A 20,622-nucleotide genomic window follows, 5' to 3' on the forward strand; every position below is an offset into this window, starting at 1 on the left:
GGGCCCCGATCGTGACGATCGGGGCCCTCGGCCGTGCTACGGGGCCGTACGCGGCGTCAGCCGCGCAGCACGCGGCCCTCCTTGTCGGTGCGGTCCTTGCTGGTCAGGAAGAGGATGCCGTCGATCAGCGCCCAGAAGCCCAGGCCGCCGCAGGTGAGGAGCTGGGCGACGCCGACCCCGACGGAGCCCACGTAGAACCGGCCGATGCCCAGGCCGCCCAGGAATATCTGGAGCAGACCGGCGACGATCTTCGACTTGTCGGAGTACGGGCGGCCCTGCGGGTCGAAGCCGTAGGGCGCGGCGGGGTTCGGAGGGACGGTCATGGTGGTGCTCCTGGGGAGAGGTGGGAACGGGCCGGGACGGAACGGCCGCCCGGGGGCCCAGGAAGGAACACCGCTGATCGCGCACGGAATTGCACGGCGGTCCACGTAGCGCCGTGGACGTCCCCCCTGTGCGAGGAGAGCTTAGAGAGACTGATGGGACTGACGGGAGTGGATTCGAGCGAACGTTCCCATTCCGTGATCATACGATCGTCAACCCGCGCCGTGCTCCCGGCGTCTCAGACGAGGTTGCGCGCCACCGTCCACGCCACCGCCGTCAGCAGGATCAGCGCCTGGACCCACGGAGCGATCCGGGGCCGGTAGAAGCGCCCGCGCAGGCCCTCCACCGTCCAGCGGCCCCACAGCGCCAGCGCGAACGGCGCGGCGAGCAGCAGGACGCGGTTGTCCAGCCAGGCCGCCGCGAAGTGACCGTGCATCAGGTCGTACGTCATGCGGGTGCCGCCGCAGGCCGGACAGAGCAGCCCGGTGACGTACCGGAACGGGCACTGGGGCAGGAGGTGCCCGGACTCGTGCGGGTCGGTGAACCACAGGTACCCGGCCCCCGCGGCGCCCGCGACGAGCACCGCGAGGGGCGCCGCCGCGGGATGCCACGACGGGCGCCGCCTCGCAGACGGTGCGGTGCGGGCCGCGTCAGCCACGCAGGATCCGCCCCTGGGCGTCCGTACGGTCGTTGCTGACCAGGTACATGATGCCGTCGATCAGCGCCCAGAAGCCGAGCCCGCCACAGGTGAGGAGCTGGGCTATGCCCATGCCGACGTTGCCGACGTAGAACCGGCCGATGCCGAAGCTGCCGAGGAAGAGCTGGAGCACGCCGGCGACGATCTTCGACTTGTCGGAGACCGGGCGCCCGTAGGGGTCGTAGCCGTAGGGCGCGTTGGGGTCCGCGGCGTAGTAGCCGGGCGCCTGCTGGTAGGGGGTCTGGTAGCCGCCGGCGGGCTGCTGGTAGCCGCCGGGAGGCTGCTGCTGGTAGCCACCCTGCGGGTAGCCGTAGGGACCGGCCTGATCGGTCGGGCCGGAGGCCTGGTTCGGGTAACCGTAACCGGGCGGCTGGTTCGGCTGCTGCGGCTGCTCGCTCACAGTGGTGTCACTCCTGGACGTTGCGGAAAACTGCCGGTCATATTGCAGGACTGTACGAACAAAGAGAAGTCGGGGCCCTGGAGTACCGGTCCGCCCGACGAGTGACCCCGGCGCCGTCGTGTCGCCGGTTGCGCTCTCTTCGCTCCGCGCACACCTAATGTGACGTCATGTCAGATCATGAGTCGTACGAACTGCTCGGGTTCGACAACGTGCTGCTGCCCGTCGGGGACCTCGGCGTGGCCGTCGACTTCTACGAGCGGGCCGGCTTCCCGGTCGCCTACCGGCTCGACGAGGCCGGGATCGCCCTGCTGAAGGTGGGGGTCGAGACACCGGGCCTCCTGCTGCGCCACGAGGAGGAGTTCGGGCGCCAGCCGCCGATGTGGCCCTCCGCGCGCGTGTGGCTGGAGGTGACGGACGCCCGCAGGGCCGCCCGCGAACTGCGCGACGCCGGGGTGCCGCCGCTCGACGAGCCGTTCCCCGTCGCCACCGGCTGGACCGTCGAGTTCGCCGACCCGTGGGGGAACGTCATCGGCCTCACGGACTACAGCAAGCGGCCGGAGCTGGGCCGGCGACCGTGACGCGGACCACTCCGCCGCCGAGTTGAACGCGTTCAAAAGGAGGTCTACAGTCACCTCTGTCAGCGTTTTGAACGCGTTCAAGAAGGGGTGGGGCATGGACCGCACCGTCATCGCCTACGTCATCTACCTGGTCGTCAGCATCGGTCTGACCGTCTGGGTGGCCCGCACGCTCAGCCGCAACGGCCGGATCTTCCTCGCCGATGTGCTGCACGGCAACGAGAAGCTCGCCGACGCGGTCAACCACCTCCTGGTGGTGGGCTTCTACCTGGTGAACCTCGGCTTCGTCGCCCTCTACCTGAGCGGCGACGACACCATCGCCGACACCCGCGGCATCTTCGAGGCCCTGTCGACCAAGCTGGGCGTCGTACTGCTGGTGCTCGGCGTGATGCACCTGGGCAACGTCTGGGTGCTCAACAAGATCCGGCGGCGCGGGATGATGGAGCGGGAGCAGGTGCCGCCGGTCCCGCCGCAGGGCTGGGTGGCTCCGACGGCCGGGGCCTGAGCCGATGGCACACGCCCCCGGGACGGCCGGCGCCCCCGTGCGCCGGCTCACCGTCCTCTACGACGCCGAGTGCTCGCTGTGCACCCACGTACGGGACTGGCTGCTGCGGCAGCCGCGGCTGGTGCCGCTGGACCTGGTTCCGGCCGGGTCGGACGAGGCACGGCGGCGCTTCCCCGGCCTCGACCACGCGGCCACCTTCGACGAGGTCACCGCCGTCGGCGACGCCGGCCAGGTATACCGGGGCGCCGCCGCCTGGGTCGTCGTCCTGTGGGCGCTGCGCGGGTACCGCAGGCTCGCCCACCGGCTCAGCACGCCCACCGGTGCGGTGCTGGCCCGGGGAGCCGTGCTCGCCGCCGCCAAGTGGCGGGGCGGACAGCAGCGGTGGGGCGGCGCCGGGTACCGCCGATCCGATGGGTGGGCCTACGAGCCGCGGCTCGGGTGGGTCTACACCGGACCCGGCTGTGCCGACGGCTCCTGCGCGACTCGCTAGGCTCGGTGCCGTGCCCGCGAAGAACGACGGCCCCGACGACGGCGCCCACCTCAGCAAGTCCGAGCAGACCCGCGCGCTGATCCTGGAGACGGCCATGCGGCTGTTCCAGGAACGCGGCTACGACCGGACGACGATGCGGGCCATCGCCCAGGAGGCCGGGGTCTCCGTCGGCAACGCGTACTACTACTTCGCCGGCAAGGAGCACCTGATCCAGGGGTTCTACGACCGGATCGCCGCCGAGCACCAGGCGGCGGTCCGGGAGGTGCTGGCCCGCGAGAGCGACCTGGAGGCGCGGCTGGCGGGCGTGCTGAAGGTCTGGCTGGACATCGCCACGCCGTACCACGAGTTCGCGGTGCAGTTCTTCAAGAACGCCGCCGACCCGGACAGCCCGCTCAGCCCCTTCTCCCCGGAGTCGGAGCACGCCCGCGCGGAGGCCATCAGCATCCACCGCGCGGTGCTCGCCGGGGCGAAGACCAAGGTCCCCGACGACCTGCGGGAAATCCTGCCCGAGCTGATGTGGCTCTCGCAGATGGGCCTGGTCCTGTACTGGATCTTCGACCGCACGGAGGGGCGCGAGCGCAGCTACCGGCTCGCCGAGCGCGGCGCCCGGCTCACCGCGCGGGGCGTCGTGCTGGCCCGTTTCCGGGTGCTGCGCCCGCTGGTGCGCGAGGTGCACGAACTGTTCACGGACTTCCTGCCGGGGATGACGAAGGCGCTGCCGGACCCCGCGAAGAAGCCGGCGGGGGGTTCCGGCCCTCAGGCCTGACGGGACGCCAGCTCGACCACCGTGATGTCCGACTCGGCCCCCACCCGCGTGGGCGGTCCCCAGGCACCCGCGCCCCGGCTGACGTACAGCTGGGTGTCGCCGTAGCGCTCCAGGCCCGCCAGGGTCGGGTTGGCGGCGCCCGCGATGAGGTTGCCGGGCCACAGCTGGCCGCCGTGGGTGTGGCCGGAGAGCTGGAGGTCGACGCCGTGGTCGACGGCGTCGTGGATCATCACCGGCTGGTGGGCGAGGAGCACGCAGGCCCGCGCCCGGTCCCGGTCGCCGAGGGCCTTGGCGTAGTCGGGGCCCTGGCCCTCGTCCTCGCCGGCCACGTCGTTGACGCCGGCCAGGTCGAAGTGGGGCAGCTCGGTGCGGGCGTTCTCCAGCGGGATCAGGCCGAGGCGGCGCACCTCGGCGACCCACTGCTCGGCGCCGGAGAAGTACTCGTGGTTGCCGGTGACGAAGTACGCGCCGTGCCGCGCCTTGAGCTGGGCCAGCGGGGCCGCGGCCGGGCCGAGGTCCTTCACACTGCCGTCGACCAGGTCGCCGACGACGGCGATCAGGTCGGGCTGCGTGGAGTTGATGGTGTCGACGACCTTCTGCGCGAAGCCCCGGCCGAGCACCGGGCCGAGGTGGATGTCGCTGACCACGGCGATGCGGAAGCCGTGCGCCGCGCGCGGGAGCTTGGCCAGCGGCACGGTGACCCGCTTCACGCTCGGGCCATTCAGCACGCCGTACGTGCCGTAGCCGACCGTCCCGACGGCCGCCGCGGCGGCGGCACCCGCGACGACGCGGGAGACGAAGAGGCGGCGGGAAGGGAGGGCGAGGGGGCTCTCGGGCGGGGTGGCCGGGGTGCCGGTGCCCGCGTCGGCGTCGGCGTCGGCGTCGGCGTCAGGAGTGCCGGTGTCCGGGGCCTCGGGGGTCTTGGGCGGGGCCGTCCCGGCCGGTATGCGCCTGGTGTCCGCGGCCGGGGTGCGGGGTTCCGGCTCCGCCTGCCGCCGCCCGGCCGCCCGCCGCTCCAGGAACCGCCGCAGCAGCGGCCGTACGATTTCGCCCGCCAGCACGGCGAGCAGCAGGTAGATCGACAGTGCCAGCCACAGGAAGCCCGGCCAGGCCAGGACACGCTGGAGCCAGAAGGGTGCGCCCGCGCGCTCGGCGACCAGCGCGCCGACCGCCAGCACCCAGCCTCCGGCGATCACCACCGCGCCGATGCGGCGTACGGGGCCGGGACCGCGGGTCGTGTCGCGGAACAGGCGCCGCCACACGTACCAGTTGGCCGTCGCGATGACGCCCACCACGGCCAGCGCGACGAGCGCGAAGACGACCACCATGCCGTCGATTCCCCTCAGTTGCGGCGTCCGTGACGCCTATGACGTTCGGCGCAGCGCGCGCACCCCGCGCAACCCGATGACCCCCACGACCGTCCCCAATACGAAGGAGACGACCGCGAGCAGCAGGTGCACCCAGAAGTACGCCGTCGGGTCGCCGTCCTCGAACGCGAGCCCACTGCTGTCCTTGATCAGATTTTTGACGAAAGTGATCCAGATGATCCAGCTCCACACCCCGAAAGCGAGCAGGAACCAGGAGACGGGGCGGCTGAGCTTCATGCCTTCAGTATCGCCGCCGCGTGTCCGGAACCGTGCGCGGGGTGGGGAGCGGGGTGGGAAGGCGTCGCACGCGGGCGGTACGTTCTCGCTCGTGCCCGCACCCACGAAGACCGCCAGGCGCTCCCTGACGGTCACCGCCGCCGCCCTGACCGCGCTCGGTCTCCTCTCCCCCGCCGCGCTCGCCGCCCCCAGCCCCTCGGCGAGCCCGTCGGCCAGTCCCTCCGTCACTCCGCCCGCGTCCATGTCGATCATGGGCGGCGCGCGGCTGGGCAAGCCCGGGACGCAGGTCGACCTGGCGGGCGGGGCGCCCGTGCTGCCGAAGGACCTCACCGCCCGCTCGTGGATCGTGGCCGACGCCGAGTCCGGCGACGTGCTCGCCGCGCACAACGCGCACTGGCGGCTGGCCCCGGCGAGCACGCTGAAGATGCTCTTCGCCGACACGCTGCTGCCGAAGTGGCCGAAGACCACCAAGCACAAGGTCGTTCCCTCCGACCTGGCGGGCCTCGGGGCGGGCTCCAGCATGGTCGGCGTCAAGGAGGACGAGACCTACACCGTCCACGACCTGTGGCTCGGGGTCTTCCTGCGCTCGGGCAACGACGCCGTGCACGTGCTGTCCGCGATGAACGGCGGCGTGAAGAAGACGGTCGAGGAGATGAACGCGCACGCCCAGGAGCTCCAGGCCCTCGACACGACCGTGGTCAGCCCGGACGGCTACGACGCGCCGGGCCAGGTCTCCTCCGCGTACGACCTGACGCTCATCGCCCGCTCCGGGCTCCAGAAGAAGGACTTCCGCGAGTACGCCTCGACGGTCCGCTCGCAGTTCCCCGGCGAGACGAAGAAGGACAAGAAGGGCAAGACGTCCCGCGAGTCCTTCGAGATCCAGAACACCAACCGCCTGCTGGCCGGCGACTCCGACGTGGAGGTCTACCCGGGCATCGCGGGCGTGAAGAACGGCTACACCACCAACGCGGGCTACACCTTCACGGGCGTCGCCGAGCAGGGCGGCAAGGTGCTGCTCGTCACCGTGATGAACCCGCAGAAGGACGAGCACAACGAGGTCTACAAGGAGACCGCCCGCCTCTTCGACTGGGGCTTCAAGGCGGTCGGCAAGGTGAAGCCGGTGGGTGAGCTGGTCCCGCCGAGGAGCGCCGCGCAGGCGAGCCCCCGGCCGGACGCGTCGTCCTCCGGGCAGGCCGGGGGCACCGGGAAGGGCGCGGCGGGCGCGCAGCCGGTGGCCGGAGCCCCGGCCGGGGAGGGTTCCGGCGGCGTCGGGGTCGCGGCCGGCATCACCGCCGGGGTGCTCGTGCTGCTCGCGGGCGGGGCGTGGCTGATCAACCGGCGGTGGCCGCTGCCGGACCTGGTCCGTCGCCGGACGCGCCCCTGACGCCCTGCTCGCCGCCGTCCTCGTCCCCGAGTTCCTGCTCCTTGCTGCCCGTCGCCGTCCATGCGGCGCAGAACAGCACCAGCTTCGAGGTGAAGTTGATCCACAGCAGCAGGGCGACGGGGACGCCGAAGGCGCCGTACATGCTCTTCGCGGCGACGCCCTGCATGTAGCCGCTCAGCAGCAGCTTCAGCAGCTCGAAGCCGACCGCGCCGATCAGCGCGGCCACCACCAGCCGGCGGCGCGCGGGCTGTACGCCGGGGAGCAGGGCCAGGACGTACAGCAGGAGCAGGAAGTCGGCGAGTACGGCGACGGCGAACGCGGCGACGTACAGGAGCACGCTGCCGACGCCGCCGTCGAGGCCCAGTTGCCGGACGATCCAGCCGACCAGCGCCGAGGCCACGGCGGAGATGGCGACGGTGACCAGGAGGGCGCCGCCGAGACCGACGAGGACGCCGGCGTCCTTGGCCCGGTGCAGGACGGGGTTCTCCTCCTCGTCCGGCAGCTCCCAGACGGCGCGCAGGCAGCCCCGGGTGGCGTCGACCCAGCCGATGCCGGTGAACAGCAGCAGGGCACCGGCGATGAGGCCGACGGTGCCGGCGTTGTCGATCAGGCTCTGGATGTTGAGCTGGTCGGAGATGCCGGGGATCTGCTCGGCGATCTTGTCCTGGAGCTGGTCCTGCTGGTCCTTGCTGAGGGTGGCGGCGGCGATGGCGGCGGCCAGGCTGAGGAGCGGGAAGAGGGCGACGAAGCTGGTGAAGGTCATGGCGGCGGCCAGCCGCGTCCACTTCACCCGGTCGAGTCGTTCGTAGGAGCGCCACGCGTGCGTGGTCATCAGCCGTGCCAGCCACGGCCCCACCACGGGGAGCTTCTTCAGCCAGTCCATGATCCGACCCTGCCCCCGCTCGTCCCGGTCCATGATCCCGTCGTGCCACCGGTTCCGTCCCCGGTGCGGAAGACCAGTGTTCTTGTGCCCCAGAAACGCAGGATGGTGGCCAGCACCATGCCGATTCCGGCTCCGGAGACCGTGTCGGCGCGCTGCGAGGTGAGGCCGAGGCCGTAGTGGCTGACGGCCAGGCACAGCAGCTGTACGGCGGCTCCGGCGGCGTTCACCGCGAAGAAGACGGCGTACGGGCGCAGGCCCCGGGGCCGGGTGTGGCGGTAGGTGCCCAGCGCGTTTCCCGCGTAGGCGACGGAGCAGCCGGCGACGAAGGAGAGGGCCTTGGCGGTGAGCGGGTCGAGGCCCGCCGGGCCGCGCAGGAGCGTGAAGAGGGCGAGGTCGACGGCGTAGGCGAGGAGGCCGGCGGCGGCGAAGCCGGTCAGTTCGCGCCGCCGGGCATCCTTGGTGGTGCCGTCTACCAATTGGCCACCGCCAGGGCGTACATCGCCACCCACACCACGCCGATCAGCGCGAGCGCCCGGTCGCGCAGGACGACGTCCTCGGGTTCGCCGGCGGTGCCGCGGTCGGCGAAGACGGCGTAGCGCAGGACGGCGAGGATGAAGGCGACCATGGAAAGCTGGCGCCAGGGCAGCACGCTGGTGTGCGGGACGCCGCCCTCCTCCATGGCCCACAGGCAGTAGCCGAGGACGGCGACACCGGCCGCGAGCTGCCAGACGAAGCGGAGGTAGCCGGTGGTGTACTCGGTGAGCAGGGCGCGGGTGGCGCCCGCCTTCCCGGCCATCTGGACGGCTTCGCTGTAGCGCTTGGCGGAGACCATGAACAGCGCGCCGAAGCCGGTCGTGATGAGGAACCAGCGCGACAGCGGGATGCCGAGCGCGAGTCCGCCGATCATCGCCCGCATCAGGAAGCCGGTGGTGACGACGGCGAGGTCGACGACCAGGACGTGCTTGAGGCTGATGCAGTACGCCAGTTGCATGGCGAGGTAGGCGGTGAGCAGGGCGGGGACGGCGGGCGGGCACAGCCAGGCGGCGGCGAGGGGCGCGAGGACGCCCAGGGCGCCCCCGACGGCGTACGCGACGGGCACCGGGACCTGTCCGGCGGCCACGGGGCGGTGGCGCTTGACCGGGTGGGCGCGGTCGGCCTCGGCGTCGCGGGCGTCGTTGACGAGGTAGACGGCGGCGGCGCAGGCGGTGAACAGGACGAAGACCAGGGCGAGCCGGCTCAGGACGTTCGGGGCGAACAGTTCGCCGGCGGCGGCCGGGGCGGCGACGACCAGGACGTTCTTGACCCACTGGCGGGGGCGGGCGGTCCTGACCAGACCGGCCAGGAGCCCCTTGCGGCGGGGCGGCGCGGAGTCGGGCCGCTGCTGCGGGGCGCGTTGCCGCAGGACGGTCGTGTCGGTCACGGCCGGCCTCCGCGCATCCAGTCGGCGCCGAGCCGGGCCGTGAGCGCGCCCAGGGCAGCGCCCGCGGCGACGTCGGAGGGGTAGTGGACGCCGACGACCAGCCGGGAGGCGCACACCGCGGCGGCCAGCGGCCAGACCGCGTGCACGCCGAGCGCGCCGAAGGCGACGGCGGCCGCGGCGGCGGAGGTGGCGTGGGAGCTGGGGAAGGAGTGCCGGCCGGCGGTGCGCACCAGGGGCACGACGTGCGCGGGGCGCGGACGGCGCACGACCCGCTTCACGCCCATGCTGACGACGTGGGCGCCCGCGGTGAGGGCGGTGCCGCGCAGCCAGGCCCGGCGCCGCGGGCCGTCCACGGCGGCTCCGGCGAGGCCCGCCGCCAGCCACAGCGCTCCGTGCTCCCCGGCCCAGGACAGGGCACGCGCGGCACCGGCCACGCGCGGGTCCGTGCCGCAGGCTCTGAGCGCCGTCACGATCCGGTGGTCCATGTCGAGGTCGTCCATGTGGACTCACTGTTCACGCCCCGCGGCGCGGAAGTCCGGCACGATCGGGCGACATACCATTAATCACCCGTTTCGGGGATGTGGGGGATGTTTCTGGACCAATCGCCTGTATAGGGGCGATACGGTCGCCCGCATGTCCGCCGACACCGTTCCCGCCGCCGAAGGAGACCCCGGTACGACCTGGGGGCCCGTCACCGGCTGGGGCCGCACCGCGCCCACCACCGCCCGGCTGATCCGCCCCCGCACCTACCAGGAGGCCGCCGACGCCGTCCGGGAGTGCGGGGCCCGCGGGGGCATCGCGCGGGGGCTGGGGCGGGCGTACGGGGACGCGGCTCAGAACGCGGGCGGCGCGGTGCTCGACATGACGGGCCTGGACCGCGTCCACGCCATCGACGCCGACGGCGGCACGGTGCTCTGCGACGCGGGTGTCTCCCTGCACCGGCTTATGGAGGTGCTGCTGCCGCTCGGCTGGTTCGTGCCGGTGACGCCCGGCACCCGCTATGTGACGGTCGGCGGGGCGATCGGCGCCGACATCCACGGCAAGAACCACCACGTGTCGGGTTCGTTCTCCCGGCACGTGCTGTCGTTCGAGCTGCTCACCGCCGACGGGCGGGTCCGCACCGTGGACCGGGGCACGCCGCTGTTCGACGCGACCGCCGGGGGCATGGGCCTGACCGGCGTGATCCTCACCGCGACCGTGCGGCTCCAGCCGGTCGAGACGGCGCTGATGTCGGTCGACACCGAGCGCGCCACCGACCTCGACGACCTGATGGCCCGCCTCACGGCCACCGACCACCGCTACCGCTACTCGGTCGCCTGGATCGACCTCCTCGCACGCGGCGCGCAAACCGGCCGGGCGGTCCTCACCCGCGGCGACCACGCCCCGCTGGACGCCCTCCCCGAGCGCTCGCGGGCCCGGCGCGACCCGCTGGCCTTCCGCACCTCCCGCCTGCCGGCCGCCCCCGACCTGGTCCCGGACGGCCTGCTGAGCCGGACGACGGTGGGCCTGTTCAACGAGGTCTGGTACCGCAAGGCGCCCCGCCTCAGCCGGGGCCGGCTCCAGCGGATCTCCACCTTCTTCCACCCGCTGGACGGCGTCCCGCACTGGAACCGCGTCTACGGCCGGGGCGGCTTCGTGCAGTACCAGTTCGTCGTCGGCCACGACCGGGCGGACGACCTGCGCCGGATCGTGCGGCGCATCTCCGAGCACCGCTGCCCGTCCTTCCTGGCCGTCCTCAAACGCTTCGGCGAGGCCGACCCGGGCTGGCTCTCCTTCCCCGTGCCCGGCTGGACCCTCGCCCTGGACGTCCCGGCCGGCCTGCCGGGCCTCGGGGCCTTCCTCGACGGCCTCGACGAGGAGGTCGCGCGGGCGGGCGGGCGGGTCTACCTCGCCAAGGACTCCCGGCTGCGGCCGGAACTGCTCGACGCGATGTACCCGCGCCTCACCGACTTCCGCGCGCTGCGCGCGGAGCTGGATCCGCGCGGGGTGTTCGTGTCCGACCTGGCCCGTCGCCTCGCCCTCTGACCCCCTGGAGCTGTCGTGAAGGACGCCTTCGGCATCCCCCAGTCCCTCCTCGTCCTCGGCGGTACGTCCGAGATCGCGCTCGCCACCGCGCGGCGCCTCGTCACCCGCCGCACCCGCACCGTGTGGCTGGCCGGCCGCCCTTCCCCCGCCCTGGACCGGTCGGCGGAGCGGCTGCGCGACCTCGGCGCCGAGGTCCGTACCGTCGCCTTCGACGCGCTCGACCCCGAGTCCCACGAGGCGGCACTCGGCAAGGTCTTCGCCGAGGGCGACATCGACATGGTGCTGCTCGCCTTCGGCGTCCTGGGCGACCAGGCGCACGACGAGCGGGAACCGCTGAACGCGGTGCGGGTGGCGCAGACCAACTACACCGGCGCGGTCTCGACGTGCCTGATCAGCGCCCGCGCGCTCCAGGCCCAGGGCCACGGCTCACTGGTGGTGCTCTCCTCCGTGGCCGGCGAGCGGGCCCGCCGCGCCAACTTCATCTACGGCTCCAGCAAGGCCGGCCTGGACGCCTTCGCGCAGGGCCTCGGCGACGCGCTGCACGGCACCGGCGTCCACGTCATGGTCGTACGCCCCGGCTTCGTGCGGTCGCGGATGACCGAGGGTCTGGAGGAGGCGCCGCTCGCGACGACGCCGGAGGCGGTCGCCACGGCGATCGAGCTGGGGCTGCGGCGGCGCTCGGAGACGGTGTGGGTGCCGGGCGCGCTGCGCGTGGTGATGTCGGCGCTGCGGCACCTGCCGCGGGGGGTGTTCCGGCGGCTGCCGGTGTGAAGGCCCCGGACTAGCGGGTGGGCAGGGAGTCGCGTTCGACGCGGTCCGCCTGCGGGGGCACGGTGGCGCTGCCGAACGGGAACTCCCGCAGCTTGCGCCACACCCCGTCGGCGCCCTGCTCGTACAGCGCGAAGCCGGTGCAGGGCCACTGGGCCCCGTAGTCGGACAGCTCCTCGTAGGCGCGGTCCATCGCCGCCTCGTCGATGCCGTGCGCCACGGTGACGTGCGGGTGGTACGGGAACTGCAGTTCGCGTGGGACCGGGCCGGAGGCGTCGCGGACCCGCTTCTGCAGCCAGGAGCAGGCCGCGCCGCCCTCGACCACCTGGACGTAGACCACGGGCGACAGCGGGCGGAAGGTGCCGGTGCCGGACAGGCGCATCGGGAAGGGGCGGCCGCGGGCCGCGACCTCCGCCAGGTGCGCCTCGATCGCGGGCAGCGCGCCGCCGTCGACCTCGGTCGGCGGCAGCAGGGTGACGTGCGTGGGGATGCCGTGAGCCGCGGCGTCGCCGAAGCCCGCGCGCAGCTGCTGGAGCTTGCTGCCGTGTGGCTCCGGGACCGCGATCGACACGCCGATCGTTACGGTCCCCACGTCGTCTCCTGTCGTTACGTGTCACTCGGTGGGTGCCGCTGAGTCGGACACCCGGTTATCGACTGTACGGCCACGACCGTGCCCGGGGCAGGCGCAACCGGAGTGATGTGCAGCGCTACGGCGGCGTGCCGGGGCGCACGGGCGGGGCGGCGGGTGCCGTGAGCAGCACCGGGGGTGGCGCGGCGCTCAGTGCTTGGCGGGGAGGAAGCCCACCATGTCGTACGCCCGGGAGAGGGTCTCGGCGGCGACGGCACGGGCCTTCTCCGCGCCCTTGGCGAGGATCCCGTCCAGGGTCTCCGGGTCGTCCAGGTACTGCTGGGTGCGGTCCCGGAAGGGGGTCACGAACTCGACCATGACGTCGGCCACATCGGTCTTGAGCGCGCCGTAGCCCTTGCCCGCGTACTTCTCCTCCAGCTCGGTGATGTCGGCTCCGGTGAGCACCGAATAGATGGAGAGGAGGTTGCTGACGCCCGGCTTGTTCTCCCGGTCGAAGCGGATCACGGTGTCGGTGTCGGTGACCGCGCTCTTGACCTTCTTGGCGGTGGCCTTGGGCTCGTCCAGGAGGTTGATGAGGCCCTTCGGCGTGGACGCCGACTTGCTCATCTTGACCGTCGGGTCCTGGAGGTCGTAGATCTTCGCCGTCTCCTTGAGGATGTAGGCGGAGGGGACGGTGAAGGTGTCGCCGAAGCGGCCGTTGAAGCGCTCGGCCAGGTCACGGGTCAGCTCGATGTGCTGGCGCTGGTCCTCGCCCACGGGGACCTCGTTGGCCTGGTAGAGCAGGATGTCCGCGACCTGGAGGACCGGGTACGTGAACAGGCCGACGGAGGCGCGGTCGGCGCCCTGCTTGGCGGACTTGTCCTTGAACTGGGTCATGCGGGACGCCTCGCCGAAGCCGGTGAGGCAGTTCATGACCCAGGCGAGCTGCGCGTGCTCGGGGACGTGGCTCTGGACGAAGAGCGTGCAGCGGTCCGGCTCCAGTCCGGCGGCCAGCAGCTGGGCGACGGCCAGGCGGGTGTTGGCGCGCAGCTCCGCCGGGTCCTGCGGGACCGTGATCGCGTGCAGGTCCACGACCATGTAGAAGGCGTCGTGGGACTCCTGGAGCGACACCCACTGGCGCACGGCGCCGAGGTAGTTGCCGAGGTGGAACGAGCCGGCGGTGGGCTGGATACCGGAGAGCACGCGGGGTCGGTCATTCGCCATGCCCGACATTCTCTCAGGTTCCACCGGCGGCTCGTCCCCCGGTCGGCAGCGGTCAGCCGAGGTCGATCTCCGGGTACAGCGGGAAGCCCGCCACCAGGTCCGTCGCCCGGCGGGAGATCTCGTCCGCGGTCTTCGCGTCGAGGACGTGGGAGGCCTTCGACGGGGCGCCCGACTTCGTGGTGCCCGGCTCCGTGGCGGTCAGCACGCGGTCGATCAGGCCGGCCACCTCGTCCATCTCCGCCGTGCCCAGGCCGCGCGTGGTGAGCGCCGGGGTGCCGACGCGGATGCCGGAGGTGTACCAGGCCCCGTTCGGGTCGGCGGGGATGGCGTTGCGGTTGGTGACGATGCCGGAGTCGAGGAGGGCGGCCTCGGCCTGGCGGCCGGTGAGGCCGTAGGAGGAGGCCACGTCGATCAGGTTCAGGTGGTTGTCGGTGCCGCCGGTGACCAGGGTGGCGCCGCGCTTCATCAGGCCCTCGGCGAGGGCGCGGGCGTTGTCGACGATGCGCTGGGCGTAGTCCTGGAACGCCGGCTGCCGGGCCTCGGCGAGGGCGACGGCCTTGGCGGCCATGACGTGCGGGAGCGGGCCGCCGAGGACCATCGGGCAGCCGCGGTCGACCTGGTCCTTGAGGGAGTCGTCGCACAGCACCATGCCGCCGCGCGGGCCGCGCAGGGACTTGTGGGTGGTGGTCGTCACGATCTGGGCGTGCGGGACCGGGTCGAAGTCGCCGGTGAGGACCTTGCCCGCGACGAGGCCCGCGAAGTGCGCCATGTCGACCATGAGGGTCGCGCCGACCTCGTCGGCGATCTCGCGCATGATCCGGAAGTTCACCAGGCGCGGGTACGCGGAGTAGCCGGCGACGATGATCAGCGGCTTGAACTCGCGGGCCTGGGCGCGCAGGGCCTCGTAGTCGATGAGGCCGGTGGCCGGGTCGGTGCCGTAGGAGCGCTGGTCGAACATCTTGCCGGAGATGTTCGGGCGGAAGCCGTGGGTGAGGTGGCCGCCCGCGTCCAGGGACATGCCGAGCATCCGCTGGTTGCCGAAGGCCTGCCGCAGCTCGGCCCAGTCGGCCTCGGTCAGGTCGTTGATCTGGCGGACGCCGGTCTTCTGGAGGAAGGGCGCCTCGACGCGGTCGGCGAGCACGGCCCAGAAGGCGACGAGGTTGGCGTCGATGCCGGAGTGGGGCTGGACGTAGGCGTGGCGGGCGCCGAAGAGCTCGCGGGCGTGCTCGGCGGCCAGGGACTCGACGGTGTCGACGTTGCGGCAGCCGGCGTAGAAGCGGCGGCCGACGGTGCCCTCGGCGTACTTGTCGCTGAACCAGTTGCCCATGGTCAGCAGCGTGGCCGGGGAGGCGTAGTTCTCCGAGGCGATCAGCTTGAGCATCTCGCGCTGGTCGGCGACCTCCTGGCCGATCGCGTCGGCGACGCGGGGCTCGACACCGCGGATGACGTCGAGCGCGGCGCGGTAGGCGGTGGACTCGGGGGTGAGCTCTGCGGGCATGAGGACCTCCGGACGGTGTGGTCGGCGTTCGGGTCGGCCCAGGCGCACGGCACTCGTCGTTCGAGCCGCTCCCCGATGGTCGGTCCCATCCCAGCGCGCCAGTCACGGCCCACGGGCAGCCTACCGGGCGGCCCGGAGTGCCGGGGTGCGGCGTCCACCATGCGAGCGACGGTGCTCAGAGGATCACATGGGGCAGGAAGCGCGCGTACTCGTCCGTCACCAGGCCCGACGACTCCCTGATGCCGAGGCCCGCCGACTCGTTCTCCACCACCCAGGCACCGAGGACGACCCGGTTGCCGTCGAAGTCGGGCAGGGGGGCCAGCTCCTGGTAGCAGCAGGGCTCGGTGCGCTCGGGCGCCTCGGTGCCGGGGCGGTGGATCGTGACGCCGGCGCCCTCGCGGCCGAGGAGGGGCTTGGCGACGTAACCGGTGGTGTCGGCGAGGTCGCGGGGGCCGTCGAGGTAGGCGGGGAGGAGGTTGGGGTGGTCCGGGTACAGCTCCCAGAGGATCGCGAGCAGTGCCTTGTTGCTCAGCAGCATCTTCCAGGCGGGCTCGATCCACAGGGTGGTGCCGGTGCCGCCGCCGTTGTCGAGGGTGTCGAGGACGTGGTCGGCGAAGCGGTCGGTGGTCAGCCACTCCCAGGGGTAGAGCTTGAAGATGCTGCGGATGAAGCGCAGCTTGGTGTCGACGAAGCGGCCGGAGAGGCGGTCCCAGCCGATCTCCTCCATGGAGATCCACTCGGTGGCCAGCCCGGCCTGCTCGGCGGTCTCCTTGAGGTAGGCGACCGTCATCAGGTCCTCGCCCAGCTCGTCGGCCTCGGAGTTCGCGAAGTACAGCGGGGTGCCGGGCGGGAGGAGGGCGGCCTGCCTCTTCCAGGCGTCGATCAGACGCTCGTGGAGGCTGTTCCACTGGTCGGCGCCGGGGAAGCGCTCCTCCATCCAGAACCACTGCGGGGAGGCGGCCTCCACCAGGGAGGTCGGGGTGTCCGCGTTGTACTCCAGGAGCTTGGCGGGCCCCGTGCCGTCGTAGCGCAGGTCGAAGCGGGCGTAGACGGAGGGGAGTTCGGCGCGGCGGTGCCAGGCCTCGGTGACCGCGCGGACCACGCGCGGGTCGGTGATGCCGAGGTCGGCGAAGCGGTTCGCGGTGACGATGTGCTCGGCCGCCGCCAGGCACATGCGGTGCAGTTCCTCGACGACCTCCTCCAGCGCCTCGACCTCCGGCAGGGAGAAGACGTAGTAGGCGCTCTCGTCCCAGTAGGGGCGCAGGGTGTCGTCGGGGTAGCGGGTCAGGGGGTAGATGCACCCCTGTTCCTCGACGGTCTGCTGCCAGCCGGGGCGGGGTTCGGTGGTGCGGCGTTCCATGGTCCGGGCTCAGCCGCCGCCGCTGCCGGAGCCGGAGCAGCCGAAGCCGCCGCGGTCGACGGCCTCGTCACGGCTGAAGGTGCCGTAGTCGGCCCAGCCGTTGCTGACGTCGGCGTCGTAGTACCAGTCGGCGTCGTCGACGCCCTTGGCGCCCTTCTTCTTGCCGCCCTTGCCGTACGAGCCGCCGGTGGAGCCGGACTTGCAGTTCTTGTCGGCCACGACCTTGTAGCCGTTGATGTAGTCGTAGCTGTCGCGGTCCACACAGCGGCGGTCGGGGTCCGACCCGCACGCGCTCAGGGCCGCCGCGAGCACTCCCATGCCGCCGAGCACCACGGTGCTCGACCGCAGCCGTCGCCGGGTCTCCGCCATGTCCGTCTCTCCCCCGTTGTCCGCTTTCCGGTAAGACAGTTGAGCCGATCGAGTGTACGGCCGTCGCCGGGGGACTTTACGGCAGCGCCCGGCAGAGCGCGTCCAGGGCCCCTGCCCAGGCGTGGTCCGGCGGGGTGCCGTAGCCGACGACGAGGGCGTCCAAGGGGGCGACGTCCGCGTCGGGGTGGCGGAAGGTGGACAGGCCGTGGACGGCGAGTCCGTGCCAGGCGGCGGAACGGACGGCCTGCTGCTCGGTGCCGGGCGGCAGCCGGAGTACGGCGTGCAGTCCGGCGGCGATGCCGGTGACGCGGACGCCGGGGGCACGTTCGGCCAGCGCGGCGACCAGGGCGTCGCGGCGGCGCCGGTAGCGCAGGCGGGCGGCGCGGACGTGACGGTCGTAGTCGCCGGAGGCGAGGAACTCGGCGAGGGTCAGCTGGTCCAGGACACCGGGGGTGCGGCCCGCCATGGCGTCCATGGCGTCCTCGACGAGCCCGGGCGGCAGCACCAGCCAGCCCAGGCGCAGGGCGGGGGCGAGGGACTTGCTGGCGGTGCCGAGGTAGACGACGCGGTCGGGGTCGAGGCCCTGGAGGGCGCCGACGGGCTGGCGGTCGTAGCGGAACTCGCCGTCGTAGTCGTCCTCCAGGACCAGTCCGCCGGTGCGGCGGGCGCGGTCGATCAGGGCGGTGCGGCGTTCGGGGAGCAGGGGCAGGCCCATCGGGAACTGGTGGGAGGGGGTGAGGAGGACGGCCCCGGCGGCGCCCGTGCCCGCGTCCGGGTCGCCGTCCGGGTCTTCCTCGGGCGGCCGGGTGCCGCGGTCGTCGAAGGGCAGCGGCGGCGTGGCGAGGCCCGCGCGGGTGAGCAGGCCGCGGTGGTGGGGCAGGCCGTAGGACTCGACCGACACGGAGCGGGTGCCCCGGTGGCGCAGCAGGTCGGCGAGGACGCCGAGGCCGCCGAGGAAACCGGCGACGACCACGATGCGGTCGGGGTCGGCGTGCACGCCGCGGGCGCGGGAGAGGTAGCCGGCGAGCGCGGTGCGCAGTACGGCGTGGCCGCGCGGGTCGCCGTAGCCGAGGGTCCGGTCGGGGGCGGCGGTCAGGGCGCGGCGGGCGGCGCGCAGCCACTGGGTGCGGGGGAACGAGGCGAGTTCGGGGGTGCCGGGGATCAGGTCGTAGGCGGGGCGGGCCGGTTCCCGGCGGTGCGGCGCGGGGTGGTCGTCGGGGGTGGCGGGGGTGCGGTCGGCGACGCGGGTGCCGGAGCCCTGGCGGGCGGCGAGCCAGCCCTCGGCGACGAGGTCGGCGTAGACCTCGGCGACGGTGTTGCGGGCCACGCCCAGGTCGGCGGCGAGGGAGCGGGAGGAGGGCAGCCGGGTGCCGGGGGCCAGCCGGCCGCCGCGGACCGCCTCGCGCAGCGCGTCGGTGAGACCCCGGCGCAGTCCGGGGCCGGACCGGTCGAGGTGCAGGTCCACGCCGAAAGTGGCCCATGGTTTCGCCATGGGAATGGACCATACCCGTGGGCTGCCTCGCCCATAGTCTCGACGGCATGACGACGACGAACGAGAACACCGCAACCGATGCCTTCGCCCCCGAGGAGCCCGCCCGGCTGGAGTGGGCCAAGCACGCCCCCGAGGTCTGGAAGGCGATGCTGGGGCTGGAGAAGGCGGCGGGCCGGGGCCTGGACCCGAAGCTCAAGGAACTGGTGAAGATCCGCGCCTCGCAGCTCAACCACTGCGCCTTCTGCCTGGACATGCACACCAAGGACGCGCTCGCGGCCGGTGAGAGCGTGGAGCGGATCGTGCAGCTCTCCGCGTGGGAGGAGTCGCGGCACTTCTACACGGAGAAGGAGATCGCGGCGATCGAGCTGACCGAGGCGGTCACCGTGCTGACGGACGGCTTCGTCCCGGACGACGTGTACGCGAGGGCCGCCAAGCTCTTCGACGAGAGCGAGCTGGCCCACCTGATCGCCGCGATCACGGTGATCAACGCCTGGAACCGCTTCGGTGTGACGTGCCGGCTGACGCCGGGGCACTACACGCCGGGGCAGCACGGATGACCGACCGTACGGCGCGGCCGGTGACGGATGCGGACCGTTTCCGTGCCCTGCACCACGGCCGCGCGCCCGGCGACCCTCTCGTCCTGCCCGGCCCGTGGGACGCGGCGAGCGCCCGCGTCTTCGCGGACGCCGGGTTCCCGGCGCTCGCCACGCCCAGCGCGGGCGTGGCGGCGTCCCTCGGGTACGAGGACGGGGCGACCCCGGCCGACGAGATGTTCGCGGCGGTCGCGCGGATCGCGCGGTCCGTGGACGTGCCCGTCTCGGCGGACGTCGAGGACGGGTACGGGCTGGCGCCGAAGGAGCTGGTGGAGCGGCTGCTGGAGTCGGGCGCCGTGGGCTGCAACCTGGAGGACTCCGCAGGCGGGGTGCTCAAGGACCCGCGCGAGCACGCGGAGTGGCTGGGCGAGGTGCGGGCGGCGGCCGGGGACCGGCTGTTCGTCAACGCCCGGATCGACACGTTCATCAGGGGCGTCGCCGACCCGGACGCCGCGATCGGGCGGGCCGCGCTGTACGTCGCGGCGGGCGCCGACTGCGTGTATCCGATCGGCGCCCCCGTCGGCGTACTGCCGCTGCTGCGGTCCGGCATCCAGGGGCCGGTGAACGTCGGCGGGCGGCCCGGGGAGGGCCCCGCGTCCGCCGAGCTGAGGAGGCTCGGCGAACTCGGGGCCACCCGGATCACGTTCGGGCCGGGCCTCCAGCGGCGCGCGGAGGGCGCGCTGCGGGAGATCGCGGCGGAACTGGTGAGGTGAGGGTCAGGGCAGCCACTGCTTCCAGACGGACTCGTGGCTGTCCACCCACTTCTTCGCGGCCTCCTCGGGCCGCATCTTCTGCTCGGCGATCATCAGGGAGACCTGGTTCTGGTCCTCGGTCGTCCACTTGAAGTTCTTCAGGAACTCCGCCGCCTCGCCGCCGTTCTCCGCGAAGTCGGCGTTGAGGTACTTCTGGAGCTCGGTGACCGGGTAGGCGCAGTCGACCTTCGCCGGGTCGGCGTCGCAGCCCTCCTCGTACGGCGGAAGCTTCACCTCCGTCATCGGGACCTTCTCGAACAGCCACTGGGGGGTGTACCAGTAGGTGAGGAAGGGCTTCTTCTCCTTGGCGAACTGCTGGATCTGGGTGATCTGGGCGGCCTCCGAGCCGGCGAAGACGACCTTGTAGTCCAGGTTCAGGTTCTTGACCAGCGCCTTGTCGTTGGTGACGTAGGACGGGGAGCCGTCCATCAGCTGGCCCTTGTCACCACTCTCCGCGGTACGCATCTGGTCGGCGTACTTGTCGAGGTTCTTCCAGTCCGTGACGTCCGGGTGCTTCTTCGCGAAGTACGTCGGCACGAACCAGCCGATGTGGCCGGTGACGCCGAGGTCGCCGCCGGGGGCGATGGTCTGCTTGTCCTCGACGTACCGCTGTTCCTGCTCGGGGTGGCCCCAGTCCTCCAGGATGGCGTCGACCCGGCCCTGGCTGAGCGCGTCCCACGCGGGGACCTCGTCGACCTGGACGGTGTCGACGCGGTAGCCGAGCTCGTGCTCCAGCAGGTACTGGGCGACGGCCACGTTGGCCTGGGCGCCGACCCAGGACTGCACGGACAGGGTGACGGTCCTGGCGCCCTGGGCGTTCGCGAACGGGGACGCCTGCTTGGTCATGTCGGCGGCGCCGCAGCCGGTGAGCAGCGTCAGCGCGGCCACGCCGGCGATCGCGGAGGTCGTACGCATACGCGGTCGCATG

The 20,622-nt window shown here is 72.6% G+C and carries 25 protein-coding genes and 1 riboswitch; of the genes, 9 read left to right on the top strand and 16 right to left on the bottom strand.

Annotated elements, in window-relative coordinates; all coding sequences use genetic code 11:
* Positions 1 to 56: 56 nt before the first annotated feature.
* The 3 genes from AMK11_RS08650 to AMK11_RS08660 all read right to left on the bottom strand — a co-directional run bounded on the left by AMK11_RS08650 (position 57) and on the right by AMK11_RS08660 (position 1,418).
* On the bottom strand, positions 57 to 323 hold the full coding sequence (locus AMK11_RS08650; protein ID WP_031018284.1) for a TM2 domain-containing protein: 267 nt from the start codon (positions 321 to 323) through the stop codon (positions 57 to 59).
* Positions 324 to 559: 236 nt separating this feature from the next.
* Positions 560 to 979, bottom strand: coding sequence for a DUF2752 domain-containing protein (locus AMK11_RS08655; RefSeq protein ID WP_073724835.1), 420 nt, complete (start codon positions 977 to 979; stop codon positions 560 to 562).
* Positions 972 to 1,418 (bottom strand): TM2 domain-containing protein, encoded by a 447-nt coding sequence (locus tag AMK11_RS08660; protein ID WP_073724837.1) that lies wholly within the window; start codon positions 1,416 to 1,418, stop codon positions 972 to 974. The genes AMK11_RS08655 and AMK11_RS08660 overlap by 8 nt, the downstream gene beginning before the upstream one ends.
* Before the next feature lie 167 nt (positions 1,419 to 1,585).
* Between AMK11_RS08660 and AMK11_RS08665 the strand changes: the two genes are divergently transcribed.
* From AMK11_RS08665 to AMK11_RS08680, 4 genes are all read left to right on the top strand, one after another.
* Positions 1,586 to 1,996, top strand: a complete 411-nt coding sequence (locus AMK11_RS08665; protein WP_073724839.1) for a VOC family protein — start codon at positions 1,586 to 1,588, stop codon at positions 1,994 to 1,996.
* Between the two features lie 94 nt (positions 1,997 to 2,090).
* Entirely contained in the window at positions 2,091 to 2,498 is a 408-nt protein-coding gene (locus AMK11_RS08670; protein ID WP_073725694.1) for a hypothetical protein, read from the top strand.
* 4 nt (positions 2,499 to 2,502) lie between these two features.
* Positions 2,503 to 2,988: a thiol-disulfide oxidoreductase DCC family protein gene (locus AMK11_RS08675; protein ID WP_073724841.1), complete on the top strand. Its 486-nt coding sequence runs from the start codon at positions 2,503 to 2,505 to the stop codon at positions 2,986 to 2,988.
* A gap of 10 nt (positions 2,989 to 2,998) precedes the next feature.
* Positions 2,999 to 3,754 (top strand): TetR/AcrR family transcriptional regulator, encoded by a 756-nt coding sequence (locus tag AMK11_RS08680; protein WP_073724843.1) that lies wholly within the window; start codon positions 2,999 to 3,001, stop codon positions 3,752 to 3,754.
* Here the strand turns inward: AMK11_RS08680 and AMK11_RS08685 are convergent.
* On the bottom strand, positions 3,745 to 5,082 hold the full coding sequence (locus tag AMK11_RS08685; protein WP_073724845.1) for a metallophosphoesterase: 1,338 nt from the start codon (positions 5,080 to 5,082) through the stop codon (positions 3,745 to 3,747). The genes AMK11_RS08680 and AMK11_RS08685 overlap by 10 nt on opposite strands.
* A gap of 36 nt (positions 5,083 to 5,118) precedes the next feature.
* The gene (locus AMK11_RS38390) at positions 5,119 to 5,358 is read right to left on the bottom strand and encodes an SCO4848 family membrane protein (protein WP_029394383.1); all 240 of its coding nucleotides are present in this window, start codon (positions 5,356 to 5,358) and stop codon (positions 5,119 to 5,121) included.
* Between the two features lie 91 nt (positions 5,359 to 5,449).
* Here AMK11_RS38390 and AMK11_RS08690 point away from each other — a divergent pair, with 91 nt between their 5' ends.
* Positions 5,450 to 6,742, top strand: coding sequence for a D-alanyl-D-alanine carboxypeptidase family protein (locus tag AMK11_RS08690; protein ID WP_338012642.1), 1,293 nt, complete (start codon positions 5,450 to 5,452; stop codon positions 6,740 to 6,742).
* Here AMK11_RS08690 and AMK11_RS08695 read toward each other — a convergent pair.
* The 4 genes from AMK11_RS08695 to AMK11_RS08710 are packed head-to-tail and all read right to left on the bottom strand — an operon-like array spanning position 6,690 to position 9,545.
* Positions 6,690 to 7,625 (bottom strand): YihY/virulence factor BrkB family protein, encoded by a 936-nt coding sequence (locus AMK11_RS08695; protein WP_241846921.1) that lies wholly within the window; start codon positions 7,623 to 7,625, stop codon positions 6,690 to 6,692. The two genes, AMK11_RS08690 and AMK11_RS08695, sit on opposite strands and share 53 nt — an antisense overlap.
* The gene (locus AMK11_RS08700) at positions 7,613 to 8,101 is read right to left on the bottom strand and encodes a GtrA family protein (protein ID WP_073724851.1); all 489 of its coding nucleotides are present in this window, start codon (positions 8,099 to 8,101) and stop codon (positions 7,613 to 7,615) included. Before AMK11_RS08700 ends, AMK11_RS08695 begins: the two co-directional genes overlap by 13 nt.
* Complete coding sequence (locus AMK11_RS08705; protein ID WP_073724852.1) at positions 8,095 to 9,045, bottom strand: decaprenyl-phosphate phosphoribosyltransferase; 951 nt, start codon at positions 9,043 to 9,045, stop codon at positions 8,095 to 8,097. Before AMK11_RS08705 ends, AMK11_RS08700 begins: the two co-directional genes overlap by 7 nt.
* On the bottom strand, positions 9,042 to 9,545 hold the full coding sequence (locus AMK11_RS08710) for a phosphatase PAP2 family protein (protein ID WP_073724854.1): 504 nt from the start codon (positions 9,543 to 9,545) through the stop codon (positions 9,042 to 9,044). The genes AMK11_RS08705 and AMK11_RS08710 overlap by 4 nt, the downstream gene beginning before the upstream one ends.
* A gap of 133 nt (positions 9,546 to 9,678) precedes the next feature.
* Between AMK11_RS08710 and AMK11_RS08715 the strand changes: the two genes are divergently transcribed.
* Together AMK11_RS08715 and AMK11_RS08720 are read left to right on the top strand one after the other, a co-directional pair.
* Positions 9,679 to 11,070, top strand: coding sequence for an FAD-binding protein (locus AMK11_RS08715; RefSeq protein ID WP_073724856.1), 1,392 nt, complete (start codon positions 9,679 to 9,681; stop codon positions 11,068 to 11,070).
* 15 nt (positions 11,071 to 11,085) lie between these two features.
* Positions 11,086 to 11,841 (top strand): decaprenylphospho-beta-D-erythro-pentofuranosid-2-ulose 2-reductase, encoded by a 756-nt coding sequence (locus AMK11_RS08720; RefSeq protein ID WP_073724858.1) that lies wholly within the window; start codon positions 11,086 to 11,088, stop codon positions 11,839 to 11,841.
* Positions 11,842 to 11,851: 10 nt separating this feature from the next.
* Here the strand turns inward: AMK11_RS08720 and AMK11_RS08725 are convergent, their stop codons facing one another.
* The 6 genes from AMK11_RS08725 to pdxR all read right to left on the bottom strand — a co-directional run bounded on the left by AMK11_RS08725 (position 11,852) and on the right by pdxR (position 18,349).
* Positions 11,852 to 12,430 carry a 2'-5' RNA ligase family protein gene (locus AMK11_RS08725; RefSeq protein WP_073724860.1) on the bottom strand — a complete coding sequence of 193 codons (579 nt, stop codon included), beginning with the start codon at positions 12,428 to 12,430 and terminating at the stop codon, positions 11,852 to 11,854.
* A gap of 186 nt (positions 12,431 to 12,616) precedes the next feature.
* On the bottom strand, positions 12,617 to 13,630 hold the full coding sequence (trpS, locus tag AMK11_RS08730) for a tryptophan--tRNA ligase (RefSeq protein ID WP_079187368.1): 1,014 nt from the start codon (positions 13,628 to 13,630) through the stop codon (positions 12,617 to 12,619).
* A gap of 52 nt (positions 13,631 to 13,682) precedes the next feature.
* Complete coding sequence (locus AMK11_RS08735) at positions 13,683 to 15,128, bottom strand: glycine hydroxymethyltransferase (RefSeq protein ID WP_073724864.1); 1,446 nt, start codon at positions 15,126 to 15,128, stop codon at positions 13,683 to 13,685.
* A 29-nt stretch (positions 15,129 to 15,157) separates the two neighbouring features.
* A riboswitch (ZMP/ZTP riboswitch) is annotated at positions 15,158 to 15,244 on the bottom strand.
* A gap of 59 nt (positions 15,245 to 15,303) precedes the next feature.
* Positions 15,304 to 16,488: a glutathionylspermidine synthase family protein gene (locus tag AMK11_RS08740; RefSeq protein ID WP_073724866.1), complete on the bottom strand. Its 1,185-nt coding sequence runs from the start codon at positions 16,486 to 16,488 to the stop codon at positions 15,304 to 15,306.
* A 9-nt stretch (positions 16,489 to 16,497) separates the two neighbouring features.
* Positions 16,498 to 16,857 carry a hypothetical protein gene (locus AMK11_RS08745; protein WP_073724868.1) on the bottom strand — a complete coding sequence of 120 codons (360 nt, stop codon included), beginning with the start codon at positions 16,855 to 16,857 and terminating at the stop codon, positions 16,498 to 16,500.
* Positions 16,858 to 16,933: 76 nt separating this feature from the next.
* The gene (gene pdxR / locus AMK11_RS08750; RefSeq protein WP_073724870.1) at positions 16,934 to 18,349 is read right to left on the bottom strand and encodes a MocR-like pyridoxine biosynthesis transcription factor PdxR; all 1,416 of its coding nucleotides are present in this window, start codon (positions 18,347 to 18,349) and stop codon (positions 16,934 to 16,936) included.
* 47 nt (positions 18,350 to 18,396) lie between these two features.
* Here pdxR and AMK11_RS08755 point away from each other — a divergent pair, with 47 nt between their 5' ends.
* A complete protein-coding gene (locus AMK11_RS08755; protein ID WP_073724872.1) occupies positions 18,397 to 18,906 on the top strand; it encodes a carboxymuconolactone decarboxylase family protein in 510 nt (169 codons plus the stop codon).
* Entirely contained in the window at positions 18,903 to 19,655 is a 753-nt protein-coding gene (locus AMK11_RS08760) for an isocitrate lyase/PEP mutase family protein (protein ID WP_241846922.1), read from the top strand. The genes AMK11_RS08755 and AMK11_RS08760 overlap by 4 nt, the downstream gene beginning before the upstream one ends.
* A gap of 3 nt (positions 19,656 to 19,658) precedes the next feature.
* Here the strand turns inward: AMK11_RS08760 and AMK11_RS08765 are convergent, their stop codons facing one another.
* A complete protein-coding gene (locus AMK11_RS08765) occupies positions 19,659 to 20,621 on the bottom strand; it encodes an ABC transporter substrate-binding protein (protein WP_073724874.1) in 963 nt (320 codons plus the stop codon).
* Between the last annotated feature and the right edge of the window lies 1 nt (position 20,622).

Source organism: Streptomyces sp. CB02414 (assembly GCF_001905385.1).
Classification (GTDB): Bacteria; Actinomycetota; Actinomycetes; order Streptomycetales; family Streptomycetaceae; genus Streptomyces.